Source organism: Marinimicrobium agarilyticum DSM 16975 (assembly GCF_000423345.1).
In the GTDB taxonomy this organism is placed as follows: Bacteria; Pseudomonadota; Gammaproteobacteria; order Pseudomonadales; family Cellvibrionaceae; genus Marinimicrobium; species Marinimicrobium agarilyticum.
Window position 1 is genome coordinate 297,623 of the sequence record NZ_AUHU01000003.1, and the last position, 25,295, is coordinate 322,917.

23 protein-coding genes are annotated in these 25,295 nt (G+C 56.2%); 16 read left to right on the plus strand and 7 right to left on the minus strand.

Going from position 1 to position 25,295, the window contains the following annotated elements:
* Positions 1 to 66 precede the first annotated feature (66 nt).
* Entirely contained in the window at positions 67 to 231 is a 165-nt protein-coding gene (locus G547_RS23275) for a hypothetical protein (protein ID WP_157209743.1), read from the minus strand.
* Between the two features lie 228 nt (positions 232 to 459).
* Between G547_RS23275 and G547_RS0101365 the strand changes: the two genes are divergently transcribed.
* The 5 genes from G547_RS0101365 to G547_RS0101390 all read left to right on the plus strand — a co-directional run bounded on the left by G547_RS0101365 (position 460) and on the right by G547_RS0101390 (position 7,502).
* Positions 460 to 1,287 (plus strand): glycoside hydrolase family 11 protein, encoded by an 828-nt coding sequence (locus G547_RS0101365; RefSeq protein ID WP_027328315.1) that lies wholly within the window; start codon positions 460 to 462, stop codon positions 1,285 to 1,287.
* A 10-nt stretch (positions 1,288 to 1,297) separates the two neighbouring features.
* Positions 1,298 to 1,699, plus strand: coding sequence for an SRPBCC family protein (locus G547_RS0101370; protein ID WP_027328316.1), 402 nt, complete (start codon positions 1,298 to 1,300; stop codon positions 1,697 to 1,699).
* Positions 1,700 to 2,427: 728 nt separating this feature from the next.
* The gene (locus tag G547_RS0101380; RefSeq protein WP_027328318.1) at positions 2,428 to 3,981 is read left to right on the plus strand and encodes a putative glycoside hydrolase; all 1,554 of its coding nucleotides are present in this window, start codon (positions 2,428 to 2,430) and stop codon (positions 3,979 to 3,981) included.
* A gap of 356 nt (positions 3,982 to 4,337) precedes the next feature.
* The gene (locus tag G547_RS22395) at positions 4,338 to 5,927 is read left to right on the plus strand and encodes a cellulose binding domain-containing protein (protein WP_084645525.1); all 1,590 of its coding nucleotides are present in this window, start codon (positions 4,338 to 4,340) and stop codon (positions 5,925 to 5,927) included.
* Between the two features lie 255 nt (positions 5,928 to 6,182).
* Entirely contained in the window at positions 6,183 to 7,502 is a 1,320-nt protein-coding gene (locus G547_RS0101390; RefSeq protein WP_027328319.1) for a GGDEF domain-containing protein, read from the plus strand.
* A gap of 238 nt (positions 7,503 to 7,740) precedes the next feature.
* Here G547_RS0101390 and G547_RS0101395 read toward each other — a convergent pair whose 3' ends face one another.
* Entirely contained in the window at positions 7,741 to 9,651 is a 1,911-nt protein-coding gene (locus tag G547_RS0101395) for a RecQ family ATP-dependent DNA helicase (protein WP_027328320.1), read from the minus strand.
* Between the two features lie 190 nt (positions 9,652 to 9,841).
* Here G547_RS0101395 and G547_RS0101400 point away from each other — a divergent pair, with 190 nt between their 5' ends.
* On the plus strand, positions 9,842 to 10,750 hold the full coding sequence (locus G547_RS0101400; protein ID WP_027328321.1) for a DMT family transporter: 909 nt from the start codon (positions 9,842 to 9,844) through the stop codon (positions 10,748 to 10,750).
* Between the two features lie 17 nt (positions 10,751 to 10,767).
* Here G547_RS0101400 and G547_RS0101405 read toward each other — a convergent pair whose 3' ends face one another.
* Together G547_RS0101405 and G547_RS22400 are read right to left on the minus strand one after the other, a co-directional pair.
* Positions 10,768 to 11,535, minus strand: a complete 768-nt coding sequence (locus G547_RS0101405) for an SDR family NAD(P)-dependent oxidoreductase (RefSeq protein ID WP_027328322.1) — start codon at positions 11,533 to 11,535, stop codon at positions 10,768 to 10,770.
* Positions 11,536 to 11,641: 106 nt separating this feature from the next.
* A complete protein-coding gene (locus G547_RS22400; protein ID WP_051234548.1) occupies positions 11,642 to 12,265 on the minus strand; it encodes a TetR/AcrR family transcriptional regulator in 624 nt (207 codons plus the stop codon).
* A gap of 438 nt (positions 12,266 to 12,703) precedes the next feature.
* On the opposite strand from G547_RS22400, the gene G547_RS22405 reads away from it, so the two are divergent.
* The 8 genes from G547_RS22405 (at position 12,704) to G547_RS0101450 (ending at position 20,637) form a co-directional block, all read left to right on the plus strand.
* Complete coding sequence (locus G547_RS22405) at positions 12,704 to 14,644, plus strand: cellulose binding domain-containing protein (RefSeq protein ID WP_169449415.1); 1,941 nt, start codon at positions 12,704 to 12,706, stop codon at positions 14,642 to 14,644.
* Positions 14,645 to 14,821: 177 nt separating this feature from the next.
* A complete protein-coding gene (locus G547_RS0101420; RefSeq protein WP_027328323.1) occupies positions 14,822 to 15,304 on the plus strand; it encodes an NfeD family protein in 483 nt (160 codons plus the stop codon).
* A 58-nt stretch (positions 15,305 to 15,362) separates the two neighbouring features.
* Entirely contained in the window at positions 15,363 to 16,328 is a 966-nt protein-coding gene (locus tag G547_RS19515; protein WP_051234552.1) for an SPFH domain-containing protein, read from the plus strand.
* On the plus strand, positions 16,325 to 17,296 hold the full coding sequence (locus G547_RS19520; protein WP_157209744.1) for an SPFH domain-containing protein: 972 nt from the start codon (positions 16,325 to 16,327) through the stop codon (positions 17,294 to 17,296). The genes G547_RS19515 and G547_RS19520 overlap by 4 nt, the downstream gene beginning before the upstream one ends.
* On the plus strand, positions 17,274 to 18,623 hold the full coding sequence (locus G547_RS19525; protein ID WP_051234554.1) for an NfeD family protein: 1,350 nt from the start codon (positions 17,274 to 17,276) through the stop codon (positions 18,621 to 18,623). The genes G547_RS19520 and G547_RS19525 overlap by 23 nt, the downstream gene beginning before the upstream one ends.
* Before the next feature lie 30 nt (positions 18,624 to 18,653).
* A complete protein-coding gene (locus tag G547_RS0101440; RefSeq protein WP_027328324.1) occupies positions 18,654 to 19,043 on the plus strand; it encodes a hypothetical protein in 390 nt (129 codons plus the stop codon).
* Positions 19,044 to 19,108: 65 nt separating this feature from the next.
* Entirely contained in the window at positions 19,109 to 19,660 is a 552-nt protein-coding gene (locus G547_RS19530; RefSeq protein WP_051234556.1) for an NADPH-dependent FMN reductase, read from the plus strand.
* The gene (locus G547_RS0101450) at positions 19,657 to 20,637 is read left to right on the plus strand and encodes an arsenic resistance protein (protein ID WP_027328325.1); all 981 of its coding nucleotides are present in this window, start codon (positions 19,657 to 19,659) and stop codon (positions 20,635 to 20,637) included. The genes G547_RS19530 and G547_RS0101450 overlap by 4 nt, the downstream gene beginning before the upstream one ends.
* Positions 20,638 to 20,779: 142 nt before the next feature.
* On the opposite strand, the gene G547_RS0101455 is transcribed toward G547_RS0101450, so the two are convergent.
* Positions 20,780 to 21,382: a YqaA family protein gene (locus G547_RS0101455; protein ID WP_027328326.1), complete on the minus strand. Its 603-nt coding sequence runs from the start codon at positions 21,380 to 21,382 to the stop codon at positions 20,780 to 20,782.
* Positions 21,383 to 21,614: 232 nt separating this feature from the next.
* Here G547_RS0101455 and G547_RS0101460 point away from each other — a divergent pair, with 232 nt between their 5' ends.
* Together G547_RS0101460 and G547_RS0101465 are read left to right on the plus strand one after the other, a co-directional pair.
* Positions 21,615 to 22,736, plus strand: coding sequence for a glycoside hydrolase family 19 protein (locus tag G547_RS0101460; protein ID WP_027328327.1), 1,122 nt, complete (start codon positions 21,615 to 21,617; stop codon positions 22,734 to 22,736).
* Between the two features lie 190 nt (positions 22,737 to 22,926).
* A complete protein-coding gene (locus tag G547_RS0101465) occupies positions 22,927 to 23,979 on the plus strand; it encodes an NAD(P)-dependent alcohol dehydrogenase (RefSeq protein ID WP_027328328.1) in 1,053 nt (350 codons plus the stop codon).
* On the opposite strand, the gene G547_RS0101470 is transcribed toward G547_RS0101465, so the two are convergent.
* Entirely contained in the window at positions 23,976 to 24,815 is an 840-nt protein-coding gene (locus tag G547_RS0101470; RefSeq protein WP_027328329.1) for a M48 family metallopeptidase, read from the minus strand. The genes G547_RS0101465 and G547_RS0101470 overlap by 4 nt on opposite strands.
* Positions 24,815 to 25,294 (minus strand): YbjQ family protein, encoded by a 480-nt coding sequence (locus G547_RS0101475; RefSeq protein WP_245573302.1) that lies wholly within the window; start codon positions 25,292 to 25,294, stop codon positions 24,815 to 24,817. The genes G547_RS0101470 and G547_RS0101475 overlap by 1 nt, the downstream gene beginning before the upstream one ends.
* Position 25,295 lies beyond the last annotated feature (1 nt).

Consider the following 25,295-nt stretch of genomic DNA (forward strand, 5'->3'; position numbering starts at 1 on the left):
GTGCGTTGCGGAGTTCTCCTCTCCGCTTTCGCTACCACGGACATAGCTGCCCCTTTGGTCCATATGTCAGGGATGGCCGTATCGCTGCTCGCGGTGGGTCCAGTTGCCCGTCAATCTTCCGTTGTCGGAAAAGGCCAGTGAGGTGGTATAGGCTTTGTCTTTGTTCCAGCGGGACCAGAGCAGCATCAGCTCGCCGGTCTTGCTGCGATACGGCCAGGGTCCAACGGTCATGACTACGCGGATTTCCTCGCCCTCGTGGCGCCCTGCGGGCCTGGGATGTCGAGTGGCGCAGGTGTCTATGTAGCGGGGTGATGGGGCGATGGATGTTGTGGACATAGTGTCATGAAGACTACAATATCCATTGAGCGGTCAATTACAGAACGATTACCGTTGTTAACGTATCCCATTATCATAACTTGTCAGACGGCAGGGTGTGGGACAGAGATAGAGGCTGGTAGCATGAAAAACGTTTTTAACATTAAGGCAGCGATGTTGCTCACTATGTGTGGCCTCGTAAGCTGCACGCTGGTGCACAAAGATCAACAGAGCGCCGCCCCTGATACCGCAGAAGCGCCGGTGGATGGCGGCCTGGAGAAGTATGAGGCCTATACCCAGCAATTCTCCAGTCCCACTGTGATTACCCAGAATCACGCGACGGGCCATGTGGGGGACTTTTTCTTCACACACTGGAAAGATGGCGGTTCCACGTCGCTCTCCTTGGACACCGATGGCGAGTTCAGCGTCGACTGGGAAGGTGGCGGCTACAACTATGTCGGTGGCCCCGGGTGGCACTTCGGTGACGAGGACCGGGTTATCGGCTATCGTTTCGACGAAGACAGTGGCGCAAGCTATATCACCTTGTACGGATGGGGCTATGACGAGACCATGCCCACCTCTGACCCGGCCCACTTGGTGGAGTACTACATTCTGCAGCGGTGGACCTACGATCCAAGCCAGGATGGTGTCTACGGGAAAACCTTCACCAGCAACGGGGTAGAGTATTCCACATACCGCTCGGTTCGGGAGCAGAAGCCGTCCATCAATGGTCCGTCCACCTTCTACCAGTACTGGAGCAAACCTACTGAGGAGCGGCCACTGGGAGAAGACCATGAGATTATCTTTGCGGACCACCTCAAGGCATGGGCGGACACCGGGTGGATTATCCCGGATATGAATAACTTTAACGCGAGTGATGACCCCACGTACCAGGTGATGGCGGTTGAGGTGTTCAACCCCGCCAATGACGGTACGGCCTCTGGCCAAGTGTGGGACGCGACGCCCCAATAGAGTTCAACTGATGCGTGACGTCAAACATATCAGCACTTATATTGATCGCCCTCCAGGCGATGTTTATGAGTTTGCCTCGAACCCCGAGAACCTGCCACGTTGGGCAGCGGGGTTGGCCAGCTCTGAGATCAAACGAGAGGGAGACTCATGGGTGGCTGAGGCGCCGTTCGGAAAGGTTAAGATTCGGTTTTCCGGGGCGAATAGGTTTGGCGTCATGGATCACGATGTTGAGCTTGAGTCGGGGCTGATCGTTCATAACCCAATGCGGGTTGTTCCTAACGGGGATGGCAGCGAGTTCATATTCACATTGCTGCGGCAACCGGGAATGTCTGATGAGCAATTTTCAGAAGACGCGAGTGCAGTAGACAAAGATCTAAAAACACTAAAAGAACTTCTTGAACGAAATTTTTGATTGACGTCTCGTTACGTCCCCAGAAGGCGTGAGCTCCTTGGAGATCGAAGACTCGCCTTCATGCGATGGCATCCATCAGCCAGCTGATATTAAAGAACAATAAATAAAATATAGATAGCGTTAAGGATAGTATATGCTTCAAGGAATAATGCTAGCGCTTCACGTGGGTCTTGGAACCGCCGCGGTCCTTATCGCCATTGGCGCCGCCCAGGCGATAAAGCGTCGAGGAGCGCATACCCTCCTTGGTAATCTGTATCATTGGATTTTCCTCGCAATGACGGTGACCGCCTGTATTCTCGCCGCACTCGATTTCCAACGGTTGTGGTGGTTTCTGCCTATTGCGGTGATGTCATACTCCTTCGCACTGTTAGGATTCTTGGCCGCGAAACGAAAGCCGAAGAACTGGCTTAGACTACACGTCGTGGGACAAGGCGGATCGTTCATATCAATGTGTACGGCCATACTGGTGGTGAATATCGGGTCGGGTGTTTGGTTTGCCTGGATCGTGCCCACAGCTGTCGGTGCGCCATTGTTGGTTTGGTTCGGTCGGGAAATAAAGGCTGGGCGCAGGCCTAGAACGTCGAACCATTGAGGAGGGCTTCAGCTGTCGGGGCTCTTAAGCGAAGGCATAGGGACATGCACAGTAATGCAGGAGTTGTGTCTCGCGCTTTCCTATAGTCTACCTCGCATGTATTTGGATTTATTACATAAAAACTAGGAGAAGTTGTATGTTGTCAAAATTAAACATATTGAGTGGCTGTTTTTCGCTTCTGATACTTGCGGGTTGTGGTGGTGGAGGCGGCCCAGGCACAGGGGCGCCGGACGTTCAGAAGCCAGCTCCTGAAAACCGTCTTCCGACGGCGAACGCCGGCATGACGGCCACGGTAATGGGCGGTACGGTAATCGAGCTAGACGGTTCCGGCTCTGTCGACGCGGATGGAGACGAGCTGACCTACGATTGGACCGTTGAAGCCGCCGCCGCTTACTTTGTTGCAGAGGATGGTTCTCTGACCGAACCGCTGGAATCTGCGACGGGGAAGCTGCTGATTCCCGCCAGCGAAGCTGGCAATGACATTATAGTCAGCCTGGAAGTCAGTGACGGTATTGACACCGCCACAGACGTTGTGACCTATTCGGTGCAAGTTTGTGCTGACAGACAAGGTTATGTTTTCACTGACTGTATCGATCCCACCTGGCAAGGGTCAATGGCGTGGGACGTCAACTTTCTCGACGTGACGGAAAATTTTGGCTATTACGGGGGTGATACCGGTAACCACGTACGCTGGAGTCTGGTCGACGTCAATGACGACCAGCGTGGTAACGTCCTCGATGTTACGTTCAATAAAGAAAACTGGAATGGCTCCTTCCGAATCGTTCCATCGGGCCGCGCAATAGAACCAAACACCAGTGTAGATCTGGGTATTTACGAAGATGGAAGCCTAGTTTTCGATATCAGGGTAGTGAACCCGGCAGACGCGGACATTTTTGTCACGGCAGAGTGCATCTATCCTTGCGAAGCGATACCACGCCAAGTATTAACATCGAAAGACGGTAGCTGGTCCACCGTCTCCATTCCCCTGGCTGAGTTTTCCATGATGAACTGGTCAAAGACCAGCGTTCCATTCGCAATATATCCCGAATGGGGCGCTCAGACCGATGTTCATTTGCAAGTGGACAACATCCGATTTGAAAGCCCATCCTGCGTAGAGGCCGATAATGTCATTTTCGGCGATTGCCTTGGCCCGATGTGGTACACCGTCGCAGCAGTTGACGACGGGACCACCAATGATTTGGGCAACGTTTACGAATATCGTTCAGGAAATTCTGACAACCATGTTCAGTGGAGCGAACAGTTTTCTGGCAGTGCAGATCGCGGAGACATTCTTTCTGTGAAATTCACCAGCGATGCAACCAATGGGCATTTTTATGTCCGCACTGAGACTACGGAAACATCGAACGATATGTCCGCGTACCTCAACGGCGCTCTTGTATTCGATCTGAATGTTCAAAGCTATGGTTCCAATACCGATGGACTCATTGTACGTGTCGATACTTGGTGGGACGGTGAAACGAGCGATGAGATACTGTTGGAGAACTTTCCGGTCGGAGAGTGGGCAACGGTAGAAATACCCGTGTCAGATCTGTTGGTTGGTGGCGGCCTCGATCTTTCCGATGTTCATGCCGGTTTTTCTATATGGCCAGCGGGGCACGATCCCGGTGACCAGGAAGGTGTGGAAGTTCTGCTAGATAACATTCGCTGGGAGAGGCAACTTAGCGAGTAGCCAGAGAAAAGGCGTTCCGACGGGAGCGCCTTTGAATCAACTCCTGCAAGTCATTCCTGAGAGTGATCAGACGTGCCATTGTGTATGAAATTGGCGTTAGTTTTTTCTTTTTTGACAACCCTGTGTAACCAGGGCGGGGGCTTATAGGCATATTAACTATTTGAGGCTGAAAATTGAGAACCAGTCGACAGTCATTAATGGTTGCTTCGTTTTTGCTTAGGTATGATTGCCATACCATATAATAATATTCTTATTGTGCTGTTGGTTTCCGAAAACACGTATCTTGGAGGGGCCCGTAGTACAGGCGTGGGTTTCTTCTTACGGATACGCTAAATCAATAATCTGGAGGAAAACCCATGATCAGTTCAAGGCAATTTATGCTTGCATCGGCGATGTTGTTTTTTCTGCCGCTCATTTCAAGCCACGTATACGCACTCACCTGTTCGGTCGATGCCGACACATGGAATACCGGCTATACCCTGAACGTGACCGTTGCCAACGAGGGCAGCTCTGCGGTTAGCGGTTGGCAGGTAACGTTGGATTTCGACCAAAGTCCCGGTATCAGCAATTCCTGGAATGCCGACCTCACCACCGCTGGCAATACGGTTACGGCGACGAATGGTTCATGGAATGGCAATTTGTCCCCCGGTCAAAGTGCCGGCTTCGGTTTTCAGGGCACGCATAATGGCAATTTTGCACTACCCGAATGCTCGACTGGCGGTGAATCAAGCAGTTCGTCGCTGAGTTCCAGCGTTTCTTCAAACAACAGCACCTCGAGTTCGATCGGCACTTCTTCCAGTGACGGTGGCGGCGGTAACAATAGTATTACCGTGCGTGCAGCCGGCACGACCGGCTCGGAGTCGATTACCTTGCGTGTGGGCGGCAGCGACGTGCAGAGCTGGACGCTGGGCACGGCCATGATGGATTACAGCGTCGAGACCGACCTGCTGGGCGACATCCACGTGGCGTTCACCAACGACAACGACGGCGATGCCGACGTCCAGATAGACTATGTCATCGTCGGCGGTGTAACCCGCCAGGCCGAGGATCAAAATGAGAACACCGGTGCCTGGGGCAACGACCAATGCGGCGGAGGCTCGAACAGCGAGTGGCTGCACTGTAACGGCTACATCAATTTCGGCAGCGTGCCGGGCAGCTCTAGCTCGAGTTCTACTTCCAGCTCAAGTGCAAGCAGCTCATCTTCGAATCCGGGCGGTATCGGATCGGTGGGATGCGGGTCGGCTCCAGACTTGAGTGCTGGCCGTCATAGTATCAACGTCGGTGGGCTGAATCGGGAATACATCATTGATATCCCCAATGGCTATGACATGAATAACCCCTATCGACTGGTCTTCGGGTGGCACTGGCGGGGCGGGTCCGCCGGCAATGTCGCCAACGACTCTTATTATGGCCTGAAAAACGAGGCGAACGGCACCGCTATTTTTGTCGCTCCTGACCGCGCTCCCGGTGAGAACGGCTGGACGAATACCAATGGTCGTGATATGGACTTTCTACGGGAGATGCTTGATGAGTTCAGGAATTCGTTGTGTATCGACGAGAGCCGGATTTTCTCGGCGGGCTGGAGCTACGGCGGGATGATGTCCTTCGCCGTGGGCCGTGAAATGGCTGACACGTTCCGCGCCATCGCACCGGCGTCCGGCGCACTCTGGACGCCGTATGAGGATAATGGCGGGCCAATAGCCGCGTGGATAAGTCACGGAACCAATGACAGTGTTGTGGGGTATGACGCCGGCGTTACGGCAAGAGACCTCTTCGTCTCGGCGAACAACTGCTCTAACAACACCGTTCCTACCCAGCCGTCCCCCTGTGTTGAGTATCAAGGCTGCGACGCGGGCCACCCGGTTGTCTGGTGCTCATTCAATGGTGGTCACACGACACCCTCGTTCTATTCCTCCGCGGTCTGGGATTTCTTTAGCCGGTTCTAAAGCGTACTCCCCCACCGTGTAACCAAAGAGGTGCAACGCTCCGTGATAATCAACCGTTGCACCTCTTCGGCGCCCGAGTTAACCTCTCTAGGCTAAGAAAAACGGGTCATTGATCAATATATTGATCCGGTATAAGAGAATCCGATATCTCCAGTGGAGGGTATAACCACTTTCGATCATAAGTGCTGCCTGGCCTATTGGTGGTAGCCGAAAAAAAACAACACTTATTACGGTAACTGATAGACATTGGCGAGAATGAATATAGACGCAAAATCCGTTAAATTTATATCCAGGTTGGAAGTCCTCTTTGTCGTCATGGCTTTGGTTTCAGTTGCTGTCCTGCTGATGCCTAAAGATTACTTGCGCACGTCTTTCACAATAGATCCCACCGAATACCCCGCAATACTGGTTGACGATGCTTACTCCGGCGGGAGCAGTGACGTTTTCTGGGTGGATAAAGACGCTCAGCGCTGGCGATGCGAGATGGACGAGGTCTCAAGCAGCCCCTACTGCAGCATACAGATTGATGTAACTGACGCAAGCAACCAAGGAATCGATTTAAGCCAGTTTGACACAATGACCGTATGGGCGGATTACGAGGGTAGCGCTACTCATTTGCGCATATATCTTCGAAATCGGCATCCTAACTATTATGACCCCAACAACAGTATCACAACCAAATACAATGCAGTGGAAGTAATGGCTGACGACTTGTCGTCGGGTCTTTCAGTGGACATGAAACAGGACTTTTCCGTCGCCAGTTGGTGGTTGGTTGCCGGCGGGATACCGCTGGTTTTTTCGCGTCCCGAGTTTAACGAGGTCTCTATTGTCGAAGTTCAAACCGGCTCTTCTGTGGAGTCCGGAATGCACGAAATCCAATTGGAGAAGATCACTTGGAGTGGCTACGTGGTGGAGCCCACCGTTCTCTATCAAGGTGTCATTACAACCTGGACCCTGTTGATAGTGGGAATGTTGATCTATCGACTTCTGAGCATGCGTTCGGAGCTTGGGAGGCAGAAAAAGCATCAGCAGGAGCTTTTGGCGATTAACCGGTCCTTGAATCTCAAAAGCCGGCGCTACGAGGATATGGCGAAAACAGATGGGTTAACCGGCCTGTCCAACCGGGTCGGGATACGAAATATTCTGCACCGGGGAATGATCGACTGGCGAGACCGAGGTGCTGATTTTTCGTTCATAATTATCGACTTGGACAATTTCAAGTCGATTAACGATACGTTTGGGCACGATGTCGGAGACAAAATTCTGAAGGAAGCCTCGCGGGTGATGCTAAGTCGCGTGCGTCGAACGGATGCTTTGGCTCGATGGGGCGGGGAAGAGTTCGTTCTGGTCTGTCCCGAGACGACGCTAGATCAAGCGTTGTTGGTTGCTGAAAACCTGCGTGCTGAGCTGGAGGCGTCGCTCGAGTATAGGGGTACGAGCATCACCGCCAGTTTTGGTGTGGCAGCGATGTCGGATACCGATCTAGATCAACTGTTTAAAAAAGCCGACAATGCACTGTACAGGGCAAAGGCACAGGGCCGTAACCGCGTAGTTGGGGAGCAGGGGAAGGAGTAGCCACGTTACCGGAATTGGTAGTGGGTTCGGCGCTCTCCTTCGCGGCCTGAGAATTCTTAGGCCGGTTCTAACCCGCCGCTGGACCAATTGACCCGGGAACTAACCCGCTGCGAAAACAGACGCGTTGCGCCTGATCGACTCCCGAATCAATCTGACGATCAAAATAGAGGACCTTCCCTTAAAGGCACAGAACGCGCCTAACGATCGTTGGGCGCGAAATATTTTGGTGTCGTTGTGTTTACTGGCCCCTCAGTTTATTGCACGCTTCAAGCACCTCGGTAAACGGCGTTTCAGCCAGGGCACCGAAGCGCGGGTGCCGACTCAGTTTTGCCCGGCTGGCTTTGGGGCTTGTGATGCCGCAGAGGAAACGCGCGACTTGCCGGGGTTGGCTGAGTGCCTGGTGTTGTTCGTCAACCATTTCGCTCACGATATCGAAATCAACCGGCTGGCGGCGGCGCGGGGGCAAGGTATGATCCTCACCCAGGCAGCCGCTACATCGCCCGCAGGGTTGTTCCAGGGTTTCCCCGAAATACTGCATCAGAGGCTGTTGCAGGCAGCCCGGGCCTTGGGCCCAGTCACAAACACTGTCCAGCCGCTCGATGTCGCGTTCTTCCCGCACCCGGAACAGCTGTGCCATCTTCGCAATCAGGTCATCCAACGGCTCCGGAACCTGTTCCAGACGGTAGCCCTGGCGCAGCCCGGCCACTTTCATCTCGACCATCCCTTGCTGTTCCAGGTAGTTCATGGCTTTGATGATTCTCAGTTGTGGTTCACCCAGTTGCTCGGCGGCCTCCCGGGGCTTGAGCGTCAGCCAACTGCGCCCGGCCTTGCCGGTGGCGAACAGGCGCTGGAGAAACGCCGCCCGATCTTGATCGAACCGAGCGAGCAGTTCGTTTTCGGGCGTGGTGAAGGCGAGCTTGTATTCGGTATAAAAGGGCGCTGTGGCACTGAGTACACCTTCCAGTTCCAGGTAGGTCAGGAGGGTGTTGAGCACCAGGGGCCGAACATCGAATTGCTGCGACAGTTCATAGTTCGACAGGTCAAACTGTGCCGGCTGATCGCAGATCCAGCGCACCAGTGCAGCGAGCGCTTGCGGGTCGGGGGTATCACCGTAGGTGAAATTCTCCAGTACGGTGAGGTCGTCTCGGCAGGCCAGTAGCTGGCACTGGGAGTCGCCGCCATCGCGACCGGCGCGCCCGATTTCCTGCATGTAGTTTTCCAATGACTTGGGCAGATTGTAGTGATAAATGGCCCGGATGTCGGATTTGTCGATGCCCATACCGAAGGCGATGGTGGCCACCACGATGGGAGTCTCGCCACGCATGAAGGCGTCCTGTGCCGCGTTTCGCTCCTCGTCTTTTAATCCGGCGTGATAGGGCCTGGCTTTGTAGCCGTGTTGATTCAGAAAGTCGGCCACCGCCAGCGCGGTTTTCTGCAGGGTGACGTAAATAATGGACGGTTCGGCCGGGCGCTGGTTGATCAGCTCCAGCAAGCGGTTGCGGCGCTGCGCGGCGGTGCAGGGCGTGACGCCAATCTGAAGATTGGGGCGATAGAAACCGGTCTGAATATGATCCTGCGGCGCAATTTCAAAATTGGTACAAATCTGTTCGGCTACCTTGGGCGTGGCGGTCGCCGTCAGCGCCAGCACCCGCCCAACATTCAGGTTGCGCGCCAGTTGCGCCAGCTTCAGGTAGTCGGGGCGGAAGTTATGGCCCCACTCGGACACGCAGTGGGCTTCATCCACCGCCATCAGGCTGATGTTCAGCCGCGACAGGCGGGCGAGAAAACGTTCGTTGGTAAGTCGCTCCGGCGCCACGTACAGCAGTTTGAGTTTGCCCTGGGCCATGTCCTGGTAAATCGCTTGAACCTCGTCCCCGGTGCGGCTGGAGTCCAGACGCGCGGCGGGTACACCCAAGGCATTCAGGGCATCGACCTGGTCTTTCATCAGGGCGATGAGGGGGGAGACTACGAGGGTCAGACCGTCCAGCATCAGTGCCGGTAACTGGTAGCACAGACTCTTACCACCGCCGGTGGGGAAGATCGCCAGGGCGGAACGGCCTTCCAGAAGGGTGTTGATGACGGCCTCCTGGCCCGGGCGAAAGGTGTCGAGCTTGAATGTGTGTTGCAGGAGGTGTTGCGCGCTGTCCATAACGTGGGCTCCTTGAAGTGAACGATGACGGATTGTAATGCAGCAAACGATACGTCAGGGGGCGCTCGGGGTAAAGCTGGCCGCTTAGGCGGGTTCAGATTTGCATTTGAGGATACTACCTAAACCCTGCAAAATGCGGCGGGGGATTTGGCATGAATCTCATCCACACGTGCAGAGAAAGGTGTAATTGATGAAAACTTGGCTATTACTGGCGCTAATCACACTTTCGGAAGCGACCATCGGCGTTTTCGTGAAGCTGACAGACGACCGGATCCCGGTCCAGACGTTGACGTTTTATGCTTTCGTCGTGGCGACGGTATTTTTGATGCTGGCTATGCCTCGCGCGACCAAGGAGCCTCTCAAGTTGCCCTGGGGTAACTGGAAAGACACGGTGCTGGTTGGGGCACTGGTTGCGGCCCAGAGTGGTTTTTTCAATTACGCCATGACGTTGGTTCCCATTGCCAATGCGGTCATTTTTTGGAGCGTCGCACCCTTTTTCACCTTTATTTTCTCTTGGTTTTTTCTGGGAGAAAAGGCCCGAAAGAGCTACATTCTAATTTTTATAGTAGCGTTGACCGGTATTGTGATCGCCAAGCCGCTGCAAGAGGGCTATATGGTTGGCAATATGGTGGCCCTTGGCGTGGGCGCTATCTATGCGGCCATGGTCACTTACATGCGCCATGAAGGCAAAACCGAAACCGGCAATGATATTGCCTGGTCTCTGTTGGTTGCGGCCCTGATCATGTCTCCTTCGGTGATATTCGTCGGCGTGGGGGATATCGATGGCACGATTCATTATCAGAGCCTCGGCCTATCCCTGCCGGTCATACTCTGGGCCGCGGGGTTGGGTCTGATATCCATAGGGTTCGCCTATTTCGGTATTACCATCGTGTTGAGATCCATTAACGCCAACGTCTATTCGCTGATTGATATTATCGTCTCGCCCGCGGCGGCGACCTTCTTCGGTTTTCTGATATTCAACGAAGTCCCGGCTCCCAGCATGCTGTATGGCGGCGCGCTGTTGCTTGGCGCCGGGGCTTGGCTTACGCGAGAAATGTACCGCAATAATCCGGATAGAACCGCCCCTGCCAAGCATTAGAGCAGAGGGGTTGGTCGTCATGCGGGCTCGGCATTCTCCGCGGCACTGATGTCGGCGGTCATCTGGCTGAATATGGCTTCCAGGCCCCGGTAGTCTTCTTTGAACACCGAAATCATATGCTGGCTGGCCGCGTCCGGGAAGATGTCCAGTTCTCCCCGCTCGAGAGCATCCAGTGTATTCGCCGCCGCTACGTCGGGAGAGGTTTTGTCGAAGTCCGAACCGGCGGTCATGTCGGTGTCGATCGGGCCCGGGTTGACGGTAAAGACTTCAATATGGTCTGCCGCCAGTTCGATGCGCAGGGCTTGGCTCATGGACAACAACGCTGCCTTGGAAGCGCAGTAACCGCCCAGCACCGGCAGGTTGGCGAAAGCACCGATTGAGGCGACGTTAACGATAGCCGCGGGCCGCTCCGCCAGGGCATTGGCTTTCAGGGCCGGCATTAATGCCTGGGTGACGGCTAAGGGGCCGTAGTAGTTCGTGTCCATATCCCGCATGACCTCAGCGCGTGGGGTGCTGCTAAAAGGCCCGGCGGCGATGATGCCGGCGTTGTTGATCAGCAGGCTGACGTCGGTCGCGCGTTTGGCGATGGCGTTGACCTGTTCCTCGTTAGTGATATCCAGCGCGATTACCTCCATTCGCGAGTCGGCGAGGTCGGGCATATTGGCCGGGTTGCGGCAAGCGGCGTAGACCTTCTTGATACCATGAGTCAGCAATGCCTTGGTCAGTGCCAGACCGATGCCTCGGTTGGCGCCGGTTATGAGAGCCGTGTGTTGGGGAAAGTCCATGTGTTACTCCTTCATGTCGAAAAAGGGACCGGTCGGTCCATAAATAGGCCAAAGAAACGCGAGCGGGTCACCCATTGCTCGCGTCTCTGGCCCGGTGCCTGAGTGCTTAGCTCAGCAGCCGTTCCGCCATCTGCAGGCAGTCTCGGCGTTGTTCCGGCGCAAAACTCATTCGTTCCATTACCTTCAGGCCGCAAATCAGGGCGTACAACTGATTGGCCACCGCATCCGGCTCTCTTCCCTCGGGCAGTTCGCCGTTGTCTGCCATTGCCTGGCAGGCCTGCTGCAAAATGGCCAGGGCCTGGTCGCGGCGCTTGAGCAACATCGGACCCGCCCAGGTGCTGTCCGCGCCCAGTTCGCAGGCGCTGTTGACCAAGAAGCAGCCACTGGGCGAGCCATCGCTGCTGTAGTTCGCTGTCGCCTCTAACAGGTCCAGCAGAAACTGTTTGGGCGACTCCGCCTGAGCCAGTGTCTGGCGCATGTAGTCAGCGGTCATCTCGCCGTAGCGGTCCAGGCTCAACTTGAACAGCGCCTCCTTGGAGCCGAAGGTCTGATATAGGCTGCTTTTGGACAGTCCCATGGCGGTCATTAACTGGCTGGTGGACGTGCCTTCATAGCCCTGAGCCCAGAACAGCAGAATGGCCTGCTGCAAGGCCTTTTCGGGGTCGAACTGCAGCGGCCGCCCGCGTCCGGCGGAGCCGCTACCAGCGTCGACGGGTGTGCTTTTGGACATAGTGTCTCCAGTTGTGACAATATTAGAACCGATCGGTCCAATAATCAAGTAGTGCTTGAAACCCGAGGTTGTATTGTACGCCTTCTCCGGGAATCTCGACCTGGGATTGTGGCGTGGGCCGCCAGGGTTGGTGAATGTCTGCGTGCAGAGAAGAATGATGGTAACGGTATTCCCAATCTTCATGCCTGCATGCTGTTTATATAGCGTAATACCTTCACCGGTCGATTGTTTATGCGACGCCCGTCTCAGGCTGGCCATTCAGGGCTCAACGCTCTCCGTGTTTTCTTGAAGTCGTAAAGACTATTCGCCTATTCTTTGTCCGGCGCTTTTGCTGTCTTGGCTTCTTGAACGTTTGCTTCAATGGCTTTTTTGGCGCCATACCTCCCTTCAAGAAGGCACATTGTGCTATCGAATAATGAAACCGAGAGGGCATTTGCTATGAACACCTTGATAAAGAAATCGGCGATGTATGGCTTGCTGTGCACCGCAGCGGCCACCCAGGCGGTCAATGCCGCTACCTGTGACTACAGCGTGTCGAACGAATGGCGTACCGGCTTTACCGCGAGCGTTAAAATTGCCAACGATAGTTCCTCCGCCATTGATGACTGGGAAGTGACCTGGGAGTACGGCGATGGCAGTACCGTGACCAATAGCTGGAATGCCAACATCTCCGGTACCGATCCCTTCACCGCTACGCCACTGAGCTGGAACGGGACCATTCAGCCGGGGCAATCCGTTGAATTCGGCATACAGGGGACGAAAGGTCAGCCCGGAGCCGCCGCGCTGCTGCCAGCCGTCACCGGGGAAGTGTGCGGTGGCAACGGCAGTTCCAGCGCTTCGAATAGCAGTGCAGTGAGCTCGTCCAGTAGTGTCAGTTCCAGCTCGTCTTCGTCGGGCGAGCTTCCCTCTGTGACCCTGGAGCGCATTTTCCCCAACCTCACTTTGGAACAACCCACGGCCATGGTTCAGTCTCCCGATGGGAGCCGCTGGTATATTCTGGAAAAGCGGGGCGTGGTCTCCTGGGTTGATGCGGCCAATAACAGCGCGACCAGCGTCAACACCTATATCGATTTGTCGGATATCGTAAATGACAGTGTCGAAGGCGGCATGCTCGATATGGCCTTTCACCCCGATTACCCCGACAACAAGGGGGTACTGCTGTCCTTTACAGAAAACGCGCCGTCCGATAGCGATGCGGCCCTGGTCTCGGTGGTGGCCCGCTTTGCGGAATCGGAGGACGGCACAACCTTGGTGGAAAGTTCTCGCGAAGATATTCTCACCCTGGAGCAACCGTTCAATAACCATAACGGAGGCCAAATTCGTTTCGGGCCCGACGGCTATCTGTACATCGCGTTTGGGGACGGGGGCTCCGCCAATGACCCGTTCAACAATGCCCAGAACACCGATAATTGGTACGGCGCCCTTTTACGGATTGATGTGGATAGTGAAACGCCCTACGGCATTCCCGTGGATAACCCGTTTGCCGCCGGCGGGGGTGCGCCGGAAATATACGCCTATGGCCTGCGTAATCCCTGGCGTTTCAGTTTTGATCCGCAAACTGACCGACTCTGGGCCGCCGATGTAGGCCAGGCGTCATTTGAAGAGGTCAATCTCATCGAAAACGGCGGCAACTATGGTTGGCGTTGCCGTGAAGGCTTTGAGGCCACGGACAATGAATGCACCACCACCGGGCCTTATGTCGACCCGATCATTGCCTATTCCCGGGATGAAGGCCAGTCGATCACCGGTGGCTTCGTCTATCGGGGGTTGAATATGCCGGGGCTGACCGGCGCCTACGTGTTCGGGGATTACGGTTCGGGAACCGTCTGGGCGGTGACCGAGCCCAGTCCGGGTGAGTACGAGCGAACCGTCATGGCGCAGACGGACCTTTTGATCAGCTCCTTTGCGCGAGACGTGAATGGTGAGCTCTATGCGGTGGACATTTCCGGTGGCGCGCTTTACCGGTTGGTTAAGGAGGACTCTTCCTCCAGCAGCTCAAGTTCTTTGTCCAGCGCCAGCGTGGCCAGTAGCCTTTCATCCAGCAGCGCCAGTTCGTCAAGCAGTGTCCCGGGCAGCGTGGTGGAATGCTCGGTGACGCCGGTAGGTATTTGGAGCGGTGGTTATCAGTTGGATGTCGGTGTGAGCAATACGGGCACTCAGGCGGTGTCCAGTTGGATGCTTGAGATGACGTTTGGTGCACCGCCTGAAGTGACGTCGAGCTGGAATGTTGAACTCGAAGCGTCGGGGAATACGTTGACAGCGACCGACGTGGGCTGGAACGGCAACTTGCAGCCGGGCCAGAGCACCTCCTTCGGCTTCCAGGGCAGCCATGGCGGCGACTTTGTGGTGCCGGAGTGCATCGGGCTCAATCGGCCGTGACGCAAGGCGCCGGGCTTGTGTTCAACAGGCCCGGCTTCGTGTCCCCCCAATGAATTGCTTTACCTTTGGCCGCCGCGTGCGGCCTTTTTGGTCCAAAATGGTTTTCACTGGATTTTGGCACCCCAAAAAGGTTATCTTGTGCCATAAACCATAACCAATGGAACTCTGGGCTTCTGCATGCAGGACTATGAACTCTTCACCTACTGGTTCATCGGCGGCGTTGTGCTGATGTTACTGGAATTTCTCCTTCCCGGCGGTATCGTATTTTTTCTTGGCCTCGGTGCCACTCTGGTTTCCCTGCTGCTCTATACCGGCCTTATTGAGGGTTGGATACAGGCCTTCACCGCCTGGTTTGTCGGTTCTTTGTTGTTGCTGTTTGGACTGCGCGGCGTGGTGCAGAAGCTGATTCCCGCCCAAGTGGAACGCGGTCGGACGGATGAAGATTTAGACGCCTACGATCAGATTGCGGAGGTCGCCGAGACCATCCCGGCCGGCGGTGAAGGACGCATCAATTTCCGGGGCAGCACCTGGGCTGCCAGACACTATCACGAGGATCGGGCCCTGGAAGCGGGAACCCGTGTACGCATTGTGTTTCGCGACAATCTGCTCTGGACCGTGGAGGCCATTGAGCCGCTCGAAAGCCATTCCCCCAAGGAGTAAACCCCATAACGACATTCGGCGTCGAGTTCTTCGCCGACCCCCAATCAAGGAGCCTCTCATGTTTACCGCTTTAACCATTTTTGTCATCTTGGCCGGCATTTTTGTCTGGAACTTGATGATTGTTGTCCCCATGCGACAGTCCTGTGTGCTGGAACGTTTCGGCAATTTCCGGCGTGTGCTCGAACCGGGCTTTCACGTGGTGGTGCCCTTTCTGGATAAAGTCGCCTATCGCCATGAAATTCGCGAACAGGTCTTTGATATTCCCGCCCAAAGCTGTATTACCCGGGATAATATTCAGGTCGCGGTGGATGGCCTGGTGTACTTGAAGGTGATGGATGCAAAGCGGGCCAGTTACGGTATTGGTGATTACCAGATGGCCAGTGTCAATCTGGCGCAGACCACCATGCGCTCGGAAATCGGTAAGCTCACTCTGGGGGATACCTTCTACGAGCGAGACCAGTTGAACGAATCCATCGTGCGGGAAATCGACAAGGCGTCGGACCCCTGGGGCATCAAGGTGATGCGCTACGAAATCAAGAACATCGAGCCCTCGGCCCAGGTCGTTCACACCCTGGAAAAACAGATGGAAGCGGAGCGGGAAAAGCGCGCCGACATTACCCTGGCCACGGCCGGCAAGGAATCCAAGATTCTGATTTCCGAAGGCTATCGTCAGGAGGCAATCAACATTTCCGAAGGCGAGAAGCAAAAACGGATTAATGAAGCCAAAGGCCGTGCCAGCGAAATTGAGATTCTCGCCGAAGCCTCGGCGGAGGGGCTGCAGCGGGTGGCCCAGGCCATTAAACAGCCCGGCGGCGACTACGCGGTGAAAATGCGGCTGGTGGAAGACTTTATTGGCCGAACCGGTGAAGTGATGAAAAGTGCGGACATTTCCGTACTGCCCACCGATCTGGCCCACCTCAAGGGCATATTGACTGCCCTGAATCAAAACCTCGGACAAAGTCAGGGTGCTGGTGCCACCGGGGCCATCGGAAGTGCCGCCGCGTCCAAAGGAGCCGCCCAATGAATCCGAATCAGATGAACCCCGTGGATATGTTCAACTTCGCCGTTTGGGGCGTTATTTTTCTGACCATTGTGGTGCAGCTTTTTCGTTCCATCCGCATTGTGTCGACCCGTACCACGTTGATTGTTGAGCGCCTGGGTAAGTACAAGGCGACACTGGGGCCGGGCTTTCATGTCCTGATGCCGTTTATCGACAAAGTCACCGCTCTGCAGGATCTGCGGGAAGAAACCATTGATGTGCCGCCCCAGGAGTGTTTTTCCCGGGATGAAGTCCAGGTGCAGGTGGATGGTGTGATCTACATGTCCGTGGCGGACCCGATCAAAGCCACCTATGGAGTGACGGACTACCGTTTTGCCGCCATGCAGCTGGCCATGACCACGACCCGTTCGGTGATCGGTACCCTGGAGCTGGATAAAACCTTTGAAGAGCGGGATATGATCAGCCAGGCCGTGGTGGACACCCTGAACAAAGCCGGCGAGGCCTGGGGCGTGCATGTGCACCGCTATGAGATCAAGAACATCAAGCCGCCCCACAGTGTGCAAAACGCCATGGAGAAGCAGGTCACCGCCGAGCGTGAACGCCGGGCCATTCTGGCACGGGCCGAGGGTGACAAGCAGAGCCGGATCAACACCTCAGAAGGGACCATGCGCGAGCTGATCAACCTCTCCGAAGGGGAGCGGCAGCGGCTGGTCAATGAAGCCGAGGGCCGGGCTTCGGAAATACTGTCGCTGGCCATCGCCACCGCCAGCTCTCTGGAGAAAATCGGTAATGCCGTCGTGCAGCCGGGCGGGGAGGAAGCCATCAAGCTCAATATGTCGGAGAAGTTTATCGACAATATTGGTCACCTGGCGGATGCCCATACCTCGGTCATCTTCCCGGCGGATCTGACCAATATGAGTCAGTTGCTGAAAGCGCTGGACTTGCACATCGACGGCGGAAGCTCCGCACATGCCGCTACCGCACGGGAGTAACCGCAACCGGTCACGCTGGCGCCCGGTTCGCCTGACGGCGTGTCTGCTATTGCTACTGGCTGGGTTGACCGGCCTGGTGCAGGGGCAGGGCGCCAGCGGGCAGGCGCCGGTTTACCAGGTGGCTATCGACGGCGCCATCAACCCGAGCGCCCTCGGGCTGTTGCAGCATGCCATTGACACGGCGGAGCTCAATGGCGCCGCGGCTCTGGTAATGCGCATTGACACCCCCGGCGGGCTTCTCAGTACGACGCGGGATATGGTGAGCGCCATCGGGGAATCCGAAGTGCCGGTGATTGGCTATGTCGGGCCTTCGGGCGCTGGCGCCACCTCGGCGGGGGCGTTCATTTTGCTGTCCACCCATGTGGCAGTGATGAACGAGGGCACCACCGTGGGCGCCTCGTCGCCGGTGGCGGGCGATGGCAGCGACATTGAAGGCACCATGGCCAAAAAGGTCATGAACGACTCGCGCGCCTTTATGCGCAGTATCGCTGAAAGCCGCGGGCGCAATGCCGACCTGGCCGAGCGCTTTGTCTCCGACGCCGAGAGCGTGACCGCTGCCGAGGCCCTGGAAGCCAACGTGATTGATCGGGTGGTGCCAGAGGCTTCAGAGTTGCTCGCGACGCTCGATGGCATAGAGATTCAATTCCACGGCAAACCGCTGACCTTGAGTCTTGCCGAGCGCCCATTGGTAGAGATCGAGCCCCGGTTGATTGACCGTCTGTTGGCCGTGATTGCGAGTCCGCAGATAGCCCATCTTCTGATTTCCCTGGGCATGCTTGCGATCTACATCGAATTCCTCAGCCCCGGCCTGACCTTTCCCGGCGTTCTGGGCACTATCGCCGTGATTCTGGGGCTGATAGGCGCCCAGGCATTGCCGGTCAATGTGGGCTTTCTCATCCTGTTGTTTTTGGGGTTGGTGTTGATGTTCGCCGAGCTGTTCGTTGCGGGGCTGGGCGTGCTCGGTATCGGTGGGGCCATCGCCTTTGTGTTGGGCAGTTTAAACCTGTTTGATATGCCATCGACGGATGAGTACCGCAATACCGTGCTCGCCGTCAGCGTGGGTGTCAGCGCCGCCATCATGCTGGCGACTTTCCTGATCGGCCGAGGTCTGGCTGCCGCTCGCCCCAGGGAAAAGTCGCTGGTCGGCAAGCGCGGCGAAGCCATGGTGAATTTTGATAAAAACGGCTATGTCCTGGTCGACGACAAGCGCTGGCCGGCGGAAGCCCGAACGCCGCTCCACCACGGCGACGCCATCGTGGTGGTCGCGCAAACCGATGACGGTCGGTTGGTGGTTGAACCCGTTTCAGGGGCTCGTGTCCCCTCATAAGCTCCAAATGGCATTGGAAGGAATAGAGCTTTGAAAAAGTTAATATATATACTCTTTTTTGTAGTTTCCCCATCGCTCTGCTTCGCTGAAGACGGTCTCGTTGTTCAGTTTACTATCGACGAAGTGTCAAATAACGGACAGGAGCGAGTGTCTTATACCGATGCTCTTATGATGACGTTCGGAGAAGAGCACACGTTTGAAGTCCGTGAACTGTACGTCATAAAGTTCCATCCCGTTCTAATAGACGATGGAAAGATAAGCCTCGTAACCACGCTCAAGGATATCGATGACAGTAAACCTTATTATGTCGGTGCAGCGGCTGTAGAGTTGAAGGTGGGCGACGCTGAGGTTATGAGTATGGAGCGCAATGAATCCAGCTACAAAGTGAGCGTTGATACGTCATATGGGAAGCTTCAATAGATGCCTGATCCCATCGGCCATAAGCGGGTCGAACCGAGAATGAATGAGTGTAGGAGTACAAAACATTGGAGAGGTTGACCCTCCTGGCGCTGTCGGGAAGCCTGCGAAAGCACTCTTACAATCGGGCGGCTATTGAGGCACTGCAGGCGCTGTCTCCAGACCACGTTGAAATTGTCGTTGCGGAAATTAAGGACCTTCCCTTGTTTAACCCGGAGCTGGAAGGTTCGCATATCGCTCCGCTGGAAACGCTAAAATCACAACTGGTGAAGGCCTCTGGGTTAATTATAGCCAGCCCCGAGTACGCCCACGGTATTAGCGGCCCCATGAAAAATGCGCTGGATTGGCTGGTCAGCGGTGTGGAGTTTCCGGGCAAACCGATAATGCTGATCAATACCTCCCCCAGAGCATCGCATGCCTTTGAATCGTTAAAGGAGGTGCTCACCACCATGTCCGGCGTACTGGTCGAAAGCGCCTGTGTGTCCATTCCGTTGTTGAGCAGTGGTCTCGATAAAGACGGGATTTTGGCGAATCGGGAAATAGCCGACGCTCTTAGAGGCGGGCTTGTGGATTTCGTGGACCAGGTGCGAAAGATCGAAGTTAAAGAGGGCAGGGCTTGAAGCGCGAGACGTTAGAAAAGTATCAGGTTTATATATACCTGGTCGCCATCATTCTCGGTTTGCTGCTCGGCGCGGGTTTTCCTCAAAGCGCAGACGCGCTGGAGGCTTTTCTGTGGCCGGTGCTGGGTTTGTTGTTGTACACAACCTTTACCCAGGTGCCGTTGGCGCACCTGAAGGACGCGTTCTCTAAGCCCCGATTTATGGCGGCCGCCGTGGTGGGCAACTTTGTGGTCTTGCCCTTTATCGTCTGGGGGTTGATGACGTTGGGACCGGAGCAGTCCGCGATCCAGTTGGGTATTTTGCTGGTTTTGCTGGTCCCGTGCACCGACTGGTTTATGACCTTTACGCATCTGGGGGGCGGTGATACCCCTCACGCCATTGCCTTCTCACCGATAAGCCTGTTGCTGCAACTGATCTTGTTGCCGGTGTATTTATGGGCGTTTCTCGGCGCAGAGGTTACCACCGGCGTGATTCAGCGGGAGCTGATTGCCGCATTTCTGGGGTTGATCGTTTTGCCGCTGTGCGCCGCCTTTTTGACCGAGAAATGGGCTGAGCGGCAACCCGCGCGACAACGGGTTCTGAAGGTTTTTGGTTGGCTTCCGGTCCCCTTGTTGACGGTGGTGGTTTTCTCCATCGCGGCAACCCAAGTAAACGTGGTGCTGGGCTCCCTTGGCCTGCTTTGGCAGTTGTTGTTGATTTTCGTCGCCTTCCTGGTCATTGCCGGCCTGCTCTCCCGGGTGCTCTCCCGACTGTTTCAGCTGCCATCCACCCAGGGGCGTGTACTGGCGTTCAGTCTGGGCTCTCGAAACTCGTTTGTGGTTCTGCCCCTGGCGCTTACCTTGCCGCCGTCCTTCGAACTGGCCGTGGTGGTCATCGTGTTTCAGTCCCTGGTGGAGCTATTTGGAATGGCGGCCTACCTCTGGTGGGTGCCCCGTAAGCTCTATCCGTTATCAGACAGTCATGGTTTTTCTGAATAAAAATAAAAGTAGCTATCAAATTCCAATCGCTTTACCGGCGTGATGCTGTTGATTCAGCATGTTTTAAGCGATGCGCTTGGGTCAGTGCTGTCCACATCAACCGCACATTTACGGAGTTCAAACAAGAAGGCCTGAAGAGCCGCTACATGATCTGGTTTGCCAGGGTTTGGGTCAGAAGAACAAACCCTGCGAGGAGGGAGGCCGCTCCAAGGCTGGCGAGAAGCGCATGGCGTTTCCAAAGCACTTCTGCGCGCGCGCCGAATTGATACACTAACCAGGCCAGGCCGTAGTACCGCAGGCCGCGAGCGATCAGTGCGGCCAGGACGAACAAGTAAATCGGGTAGCCGGAAAGGCCCGCGGTAATCATCGCCACTTGAAAGGGGATAGGCAGTATGCCAAGCGCAAGGATGGCGATGAACCCGTACTGATCAAAGAAGCTCTGAAAGCCTTCATAGGCGTTCTGCATTCCCATGGTATCGATAAACCAGGTCCCTATGGACTGGTACAACACCATGCCTACCCCATAGCCCACGATAGCCGCGACCACGCACCCCGCAGTAGTGACCGTGGCGATCAGCCATAGGCGCTCTCGGTTGAAAGCCATCAAAGGTATCAGGATGACCTCAATGGGAACGGGGAGAATGATGGTTTCCAGAAAGGAGAGAAGTGCCAAAAGCCACAGCATATGCTTTGACCCGTTCAGGCGTTCAAACCATCGTTTCGCGCGTTCTGTTTTAAAGCGCATAGTGTTCCCGTGAGCGGCTTCGTGGCAGAGCAGATGGTGCAGTTTATCAGTTCGATAGACACTTGGGTCTTGCGGTAATTACCAGAGAATGCGGATCGGTTGGCAAATTTCCAACGTCTAGTCGGGTAATTGCTACGCGCGTTTGACAACGTTGTCTATGTGGCCTAGCGTTTAAGGTCCTCCGCTGCTGTATCGCGGTCAACGCAACCCCATACACAGAAGGGATAAATTAATGAATATGACAAAATTATCGATGTTCTCGCTGCTGCTTTTCTTGGCGGGCCACGCGATGGCTTATGATTGCTCCAGTACACCGTCATTCGTGAACGGTACCGGGTACTCGAACGGATCAATCGTCAGGAATAACGGCGCGGCCTATCAATGCACCGTGGGTGGTTGGTGTTCGCAGGGAGGGGCCTATGCGCCGGGCGAGGGCTGGGCCTGGGGCGACGCCTGGAACAGTCTCGGTGCCTGCAACGGCTCCGGCGGCGGTGGTTCTTCGAGCTCCAGCAGCTCCTCGTCTTCCAGCGCGGGAGACAACAACGGCCCCTGTCCCCAGTGGTCGTCCAATGCGACTTACTATGCGGGGGACGTGGTGGCCTATGGCGGTTCCTTTTACCTTGCTGAGCACGATAACCCCGGTTACGACCCGACCATCAGCACCTGGTTCTGGGAGCCGACGGCCACCTGCCCCAACAGCGGCGGAAGCAGCTCTTCCTCATCCACCGGCGGCAATGGCTTCGCGGCGGTGGTCAGTGAAGTGCAATTCAATCAGATGTTTCCCAATCGCAATACGTTTTATACCTATGCCGGGTTGGTGAACGCGGCGGCGACCTTCCCGGCATTCGCCACTACCGGAGACTTGACGACACGCAGACGTGAAGCCGCCGCTGCGCTGGCCAACTTTTCCCATGAAACCGGCGGGTTGTATTACATCAACGAAATTGCGCAGGGCACTTATTGTTCGGGTACGGCCACACCTTGCGGAGTCTGTGCCGCCGGTAAGAAATACCACGGGCGTGGTCCGATTCAGTTGAGTTGGAATTACAACTACTGTGCGGCAGGACAGGCGTTGGGACTCAACCTCTGGGAAAACCCTGACCAAGTATCTCAGAACCCGACCACCGCCTGGCGCACGGCGCTGTGGTTCTGGATGACCCAAAGCGGGGCGGGCTACCGCCCGGCGCACGATTCCATGGTCAACGGTCAGGGCTTTGGGGAGACCATACGTACCATCAACGGATCTCTGGAGTGCAACGGTGGCAATCCGGGACAGGTACAAAGCCGTGTGAATACCTACCTCGATTTTATCCAGATCTTGGGTGCGACGCCGGGTAACAACCTGGACTGCTAGCCCCCGAGCGTCGTGGAAACCGCCCGCTCGGCCTCCGAACGGGCGGTTTTTTTTCATGGGTGACGACTTCATCGGCTCCCAAAAATCCAGGAGGAACGGGCAAAGACGAGCGATTTTTGAATGATCCAGTATGGTGTTGTCAGACGCATAATAGAGAGCTGATCATTCATTTCACTCAGGAGGAAACGCTATGGCAACCGTGAACGCCTATGCCGCTCAATCCGAAAAAAGCCCTTTGGCCCCTTACGACATTGAGCGCCGCGCGCTTCGCCCGGACGATGTCGCGATTGACATCGACTACTGTGGCGTCTGCCACACGGATATTCACTTCGCTGAAAACGACTGGGGGATGACCGAATTCCCCGTGGTGCCCGGCCACGAAATCATCGGCCGCGTTACCGCCGTAGGTGAAAAAGTGAGTGCTCACAAAGTGGGGGACCTGGTCGGCGTCGGCTGTATGGTGGATTCCTGCCGTGGCTGCCCGGCGTGCGAGTCCGGTCTGGAGCAGATGTGTAAAGAGGGGTTTGTGGCCACCTATAACGGTGAGGATCGCCACGATCACAGCATTACTTTTGGTGGCTACTCGGACCATATTGTGGTCAGTGACCGCTTTGTGGTGAAGGTGCCCGCCAAGCTCGACCCCGCGAGCGCTTCGCCGCTGCTTTGCGCGGGGATTACCACCTACTCCCCGCTCAAGCACTACGGCGTCAAGCCCGGTGACAAGGTCGGTGTGATCGGTATGGGTGGCCTCGGGCATATGGGGGTGAAGTTCGCCAAGGCGTTGGGGGCGGAAGTGACCATTTTCACCCGCTCTGAGTCGAAAGTGGCCGAAGCCAAAAAACAGGGCGCGGACCACGTGATTGTCTCCACTGATGACAAACAGATGGAAGCCGCCGCCGAGACCTTCAACTTTCTGTTGGACACGGTGCCGGTGCAGCACGACCTGAACCCCTACATCAACTGCCTGACCTTCGATGGGGTGCACATTATTGTGGGGCTGCTCGACCCGGTGGAGCCGGCCCTGCAGGCCGGGGGGCTGGTCATGCGCCGCCGCGTGTTGGCGGGCTCGTTGATCGGCGGCATGCCGGAAACCCAGGAAGTGCTGGATTTCTGTGCCGAGCACGACATTACCTGTGATGTGGAAATGATCGATATTCAGGACATCAACACCGCCTATCAGCGTATGAAGAAAGGCGATGTCAAATACCGCTTTGTGATCGATATGAAAAGTCTGAGAGCTTAACGGTCAGTCGGTGGGGCGGCCTCGGAGGAAGCGGTCTCCCACTCGGGCAGCGGCGTCACCTTGCCTTGCAAGGAGTACCCCTGCTCGCGGCTGATGTCACGCAGGCGCTCAATACGGGCCTGGACGTCCGGGTGGCTGGACAGCCATTGCGGCGGGGCCTCGTCCGCTTTTTCTTCCGCCAGCCACTGGAAGAGGGCGTCGGCCCCATCCACGTGTCCGTAGTGCTTCTGCAGCGCCGCCAGGGCCCAGGCGTCCGCTTCGCGCTCCAGGTCGCGGGAGTAGTTGAGCATCGCGATCTGGCCCCCGGCTCCGGCGAGCTGGGCAATGTCGGTGTTGCCAAACACCAATCCCATCATGACCCCGAAGCCCAGTTGCCGGATTGTCGCTTTCAGCGGATGGCGGTGGTGTACGTGGGCGATTTCGTGCGCCAGCACGAACGCCAGGCCCTGTTCGGTTTTCACCTCGTCCAGCAACCCTTCCAGAATAAACACGTGGCCACCGAGGCTGGCGTAGGCATTGACCACGTCGCTATCCTGATGGTGGACGGTGATGGTCATCGGCTTTTTGAGATTGCCGGCCCGGGCGAGATCATCGGCAAGGCCTTGAAGGTAGCGTAGCCGTTGATCGGGTTCGACGGTTTGCTGAAGCGGGCGGCTCAACGCCTGCTCCCAGCTGAAGGGAATCCAGCGGGCCGACCAACCCAGGGCGAGCATCGCCAGCCAGATAAGCAGTGCGAGGCCGGCGAAGAAGCCCACCACCAACAGGACGAAATCTTTCTGCCAGCCGTTGCTGACGTAGTTGATGCCCTCGGGAGGTTGGCGGTTCTGATACCCCATCAATCCTTCCCGATAAGGGCCGTACCATAGGCGAGCACTTCCACCGAGCCCACCTGGCTCTGGGCGCTGCGCCCGGAGATGACCGCCGTTTCGTACTTCACGTTGAACACCTCTTTGGCGCCCATGGCCTCCGCTTCGGCCCGCATGCGCAGCAGGGCTTCCCGTCGGGCCCGGTCCAGCAGGGATTCGTAGCTATTCAACCGGCCGCCCACCAGCATGCGCAAAGTGGCGATAAAGCGTTTGAAGTAGTCGACGGAAATCACCACCGAGCCCATGACCAAAGCGGTCTCCGGCGGACTGAGGCTCGGAGGGGGCAGGCGCAAGGGAAAGACCATGACCTGGCCCGGCCGGGTTTCTTCGGCAATGATGTGCTCGTAGTGTTTGCGCTCAAGGTAGCGTCCGGAAATGTAGCCGGTGACCAGCAGAAGGATCGCGAGCAGCAGCGGAAAAAGGAACTGTAGGGTTAGCAGGCTGCCCACG

What these genes read in the sequence shown, in the direction of transcription:
- G547_RS23275 (WP_157209743.1), bottom strand. Translation starts at nt 231, where the DNA reads ATGACCGTTGGACCCTGGCCGTATCGCAGCAAGACCGGCGAGCTGATG.
- G547_RS0101365 (WP_027328315.1), top strand. Translation starts at nt 460, where the DNA reads ATGAAAAACGTTTTTAACATTAAGGCAGCGATGTTGCTCACTATGTGT.
- G547_RS0101370 (WP_027328316.1), top strand. Translation starts at nt 1,298, where the DNA reads ATGCGTGACGTCAAACATATCAGCACTTATATTGATCGCCCTCCAGGC.
- G547_RS0101380 (WP_027328318.1), top strand. Translation starts at nt 2,428, where the DNA reads ATGTTGTCAAAATTAAACATATTGAGTGGCTGTTTTTCGCTTCTGATA.
- G547_RS22395 (WP_084645525.1), top strand. Translation starts at nt 4,338, where the DNA reads ATGATCAGTTCAAGGCAATTTATGCTTGCATCGGCGATGTTGTTTTTT.
- G547_RS0101390 (WP_027328319.1), top strand. Translation starts at nt 6,183, where the DNA reads ATGAATATAGACGCAAAATCCGTTAAATTTATATCCAGGTTGGAAGTC.
- G547_RS0101395 (WP_027328320.1), bottom strand. Translation starts at nt 9,651, where the DNA reads ATGGACAGCGCGCAACACCTCCTGCAACACACATTCAAGCTCGACACC.
- G547_RS0101400 (WP_027328321.1), top strand. Translation starts at nt 9,842, where the DNA reads ATGAAAACTTGGCTATTACTGGCGCTAATCACACTTTCGGAAGCGACC.
- G547_RS0101405 (WP_027328322.1), bottom strand. Translation starts at nt 11,535, where the DNA reads ATGGACTTTCCCCAACACACGGCTCTCATAACCGGCGCCAACCGAGGC.
- G547_RS22400 (WP_051234548.1), bottom strand. Translation starts at nt 12,265, where the DNA reads ATGTCCAAAAGCACACCCGTCGACGCTGGTAGCGGCTCCGCCGGACGC.
- G547_RS22405 (WP_169449415.1), top strand. Translation starts at nt 12,704, where the DNA reads ATGAACACCTTGATAAAGAAATCGGCGATGTATGGCTTGCTGTGCACC.
- G547_RS0101420 (WP_027328323.1), top strand. Translation starts at nt 14,822, where the DNA reads ATGCAGGACTATGAACTCTTCACCTACTGGTTCATCGGCGGCGTTGTG.
- G547_RS19515 (WP_051234552.1), top strand. Translation starts at nt 15,363, where the DNA reads ATGTTTACCGCTTTAACCATTTTTGTCATCTTGGCCGGCATTTTTGTC.
- G547_RS19520 (WP_157209744.1), top strand. Translation starts at nt 16,325, where the DNA reads ATGAATCCGAATCAGATGAACCCCGTGGATATGTTCAACTTCGCCGTT.
- G547_RS19525 (WP_051234554.1), top strand. Translation starts at nt 17,274, where the DNA reads ATGCCGCTACCGCACGGGAGTAACCGCAACCGGTCACGCTGGCGCCCG.
- G547_RS0101455 (WP_027328326.1), bottom strand. Translation starts at nt 21,382, where the DNA reads ATGCGCTTTAAAACAGAACGCGCGAAACGATGGTTTGAACGCCTGAAC.
- G547_RS0101460 (WP_027328327.1), top strand. Translation starts at nt 21,615, where the DNA reads ATGAATATGACAAAATTATCGATGTTCTCGCTGCTGCTTTTCTTGGCG.
- G547_RS0101465 (WP_027328328.1), top strand. Translation starts at nt 22,927, where the DNA reads ATGGCAACCGTGAACGCCTATGCCGCTCAATCCGAAAAAAGCCCTTTG.
- G547_RS0101470 (WP_027328329.1), bottom strand. Translation starts at nt 24,815, where the DNA reads ATGGGGTATCAGAACCGCCAACCTCCCGAGGGCATCAACTACGTCAGC.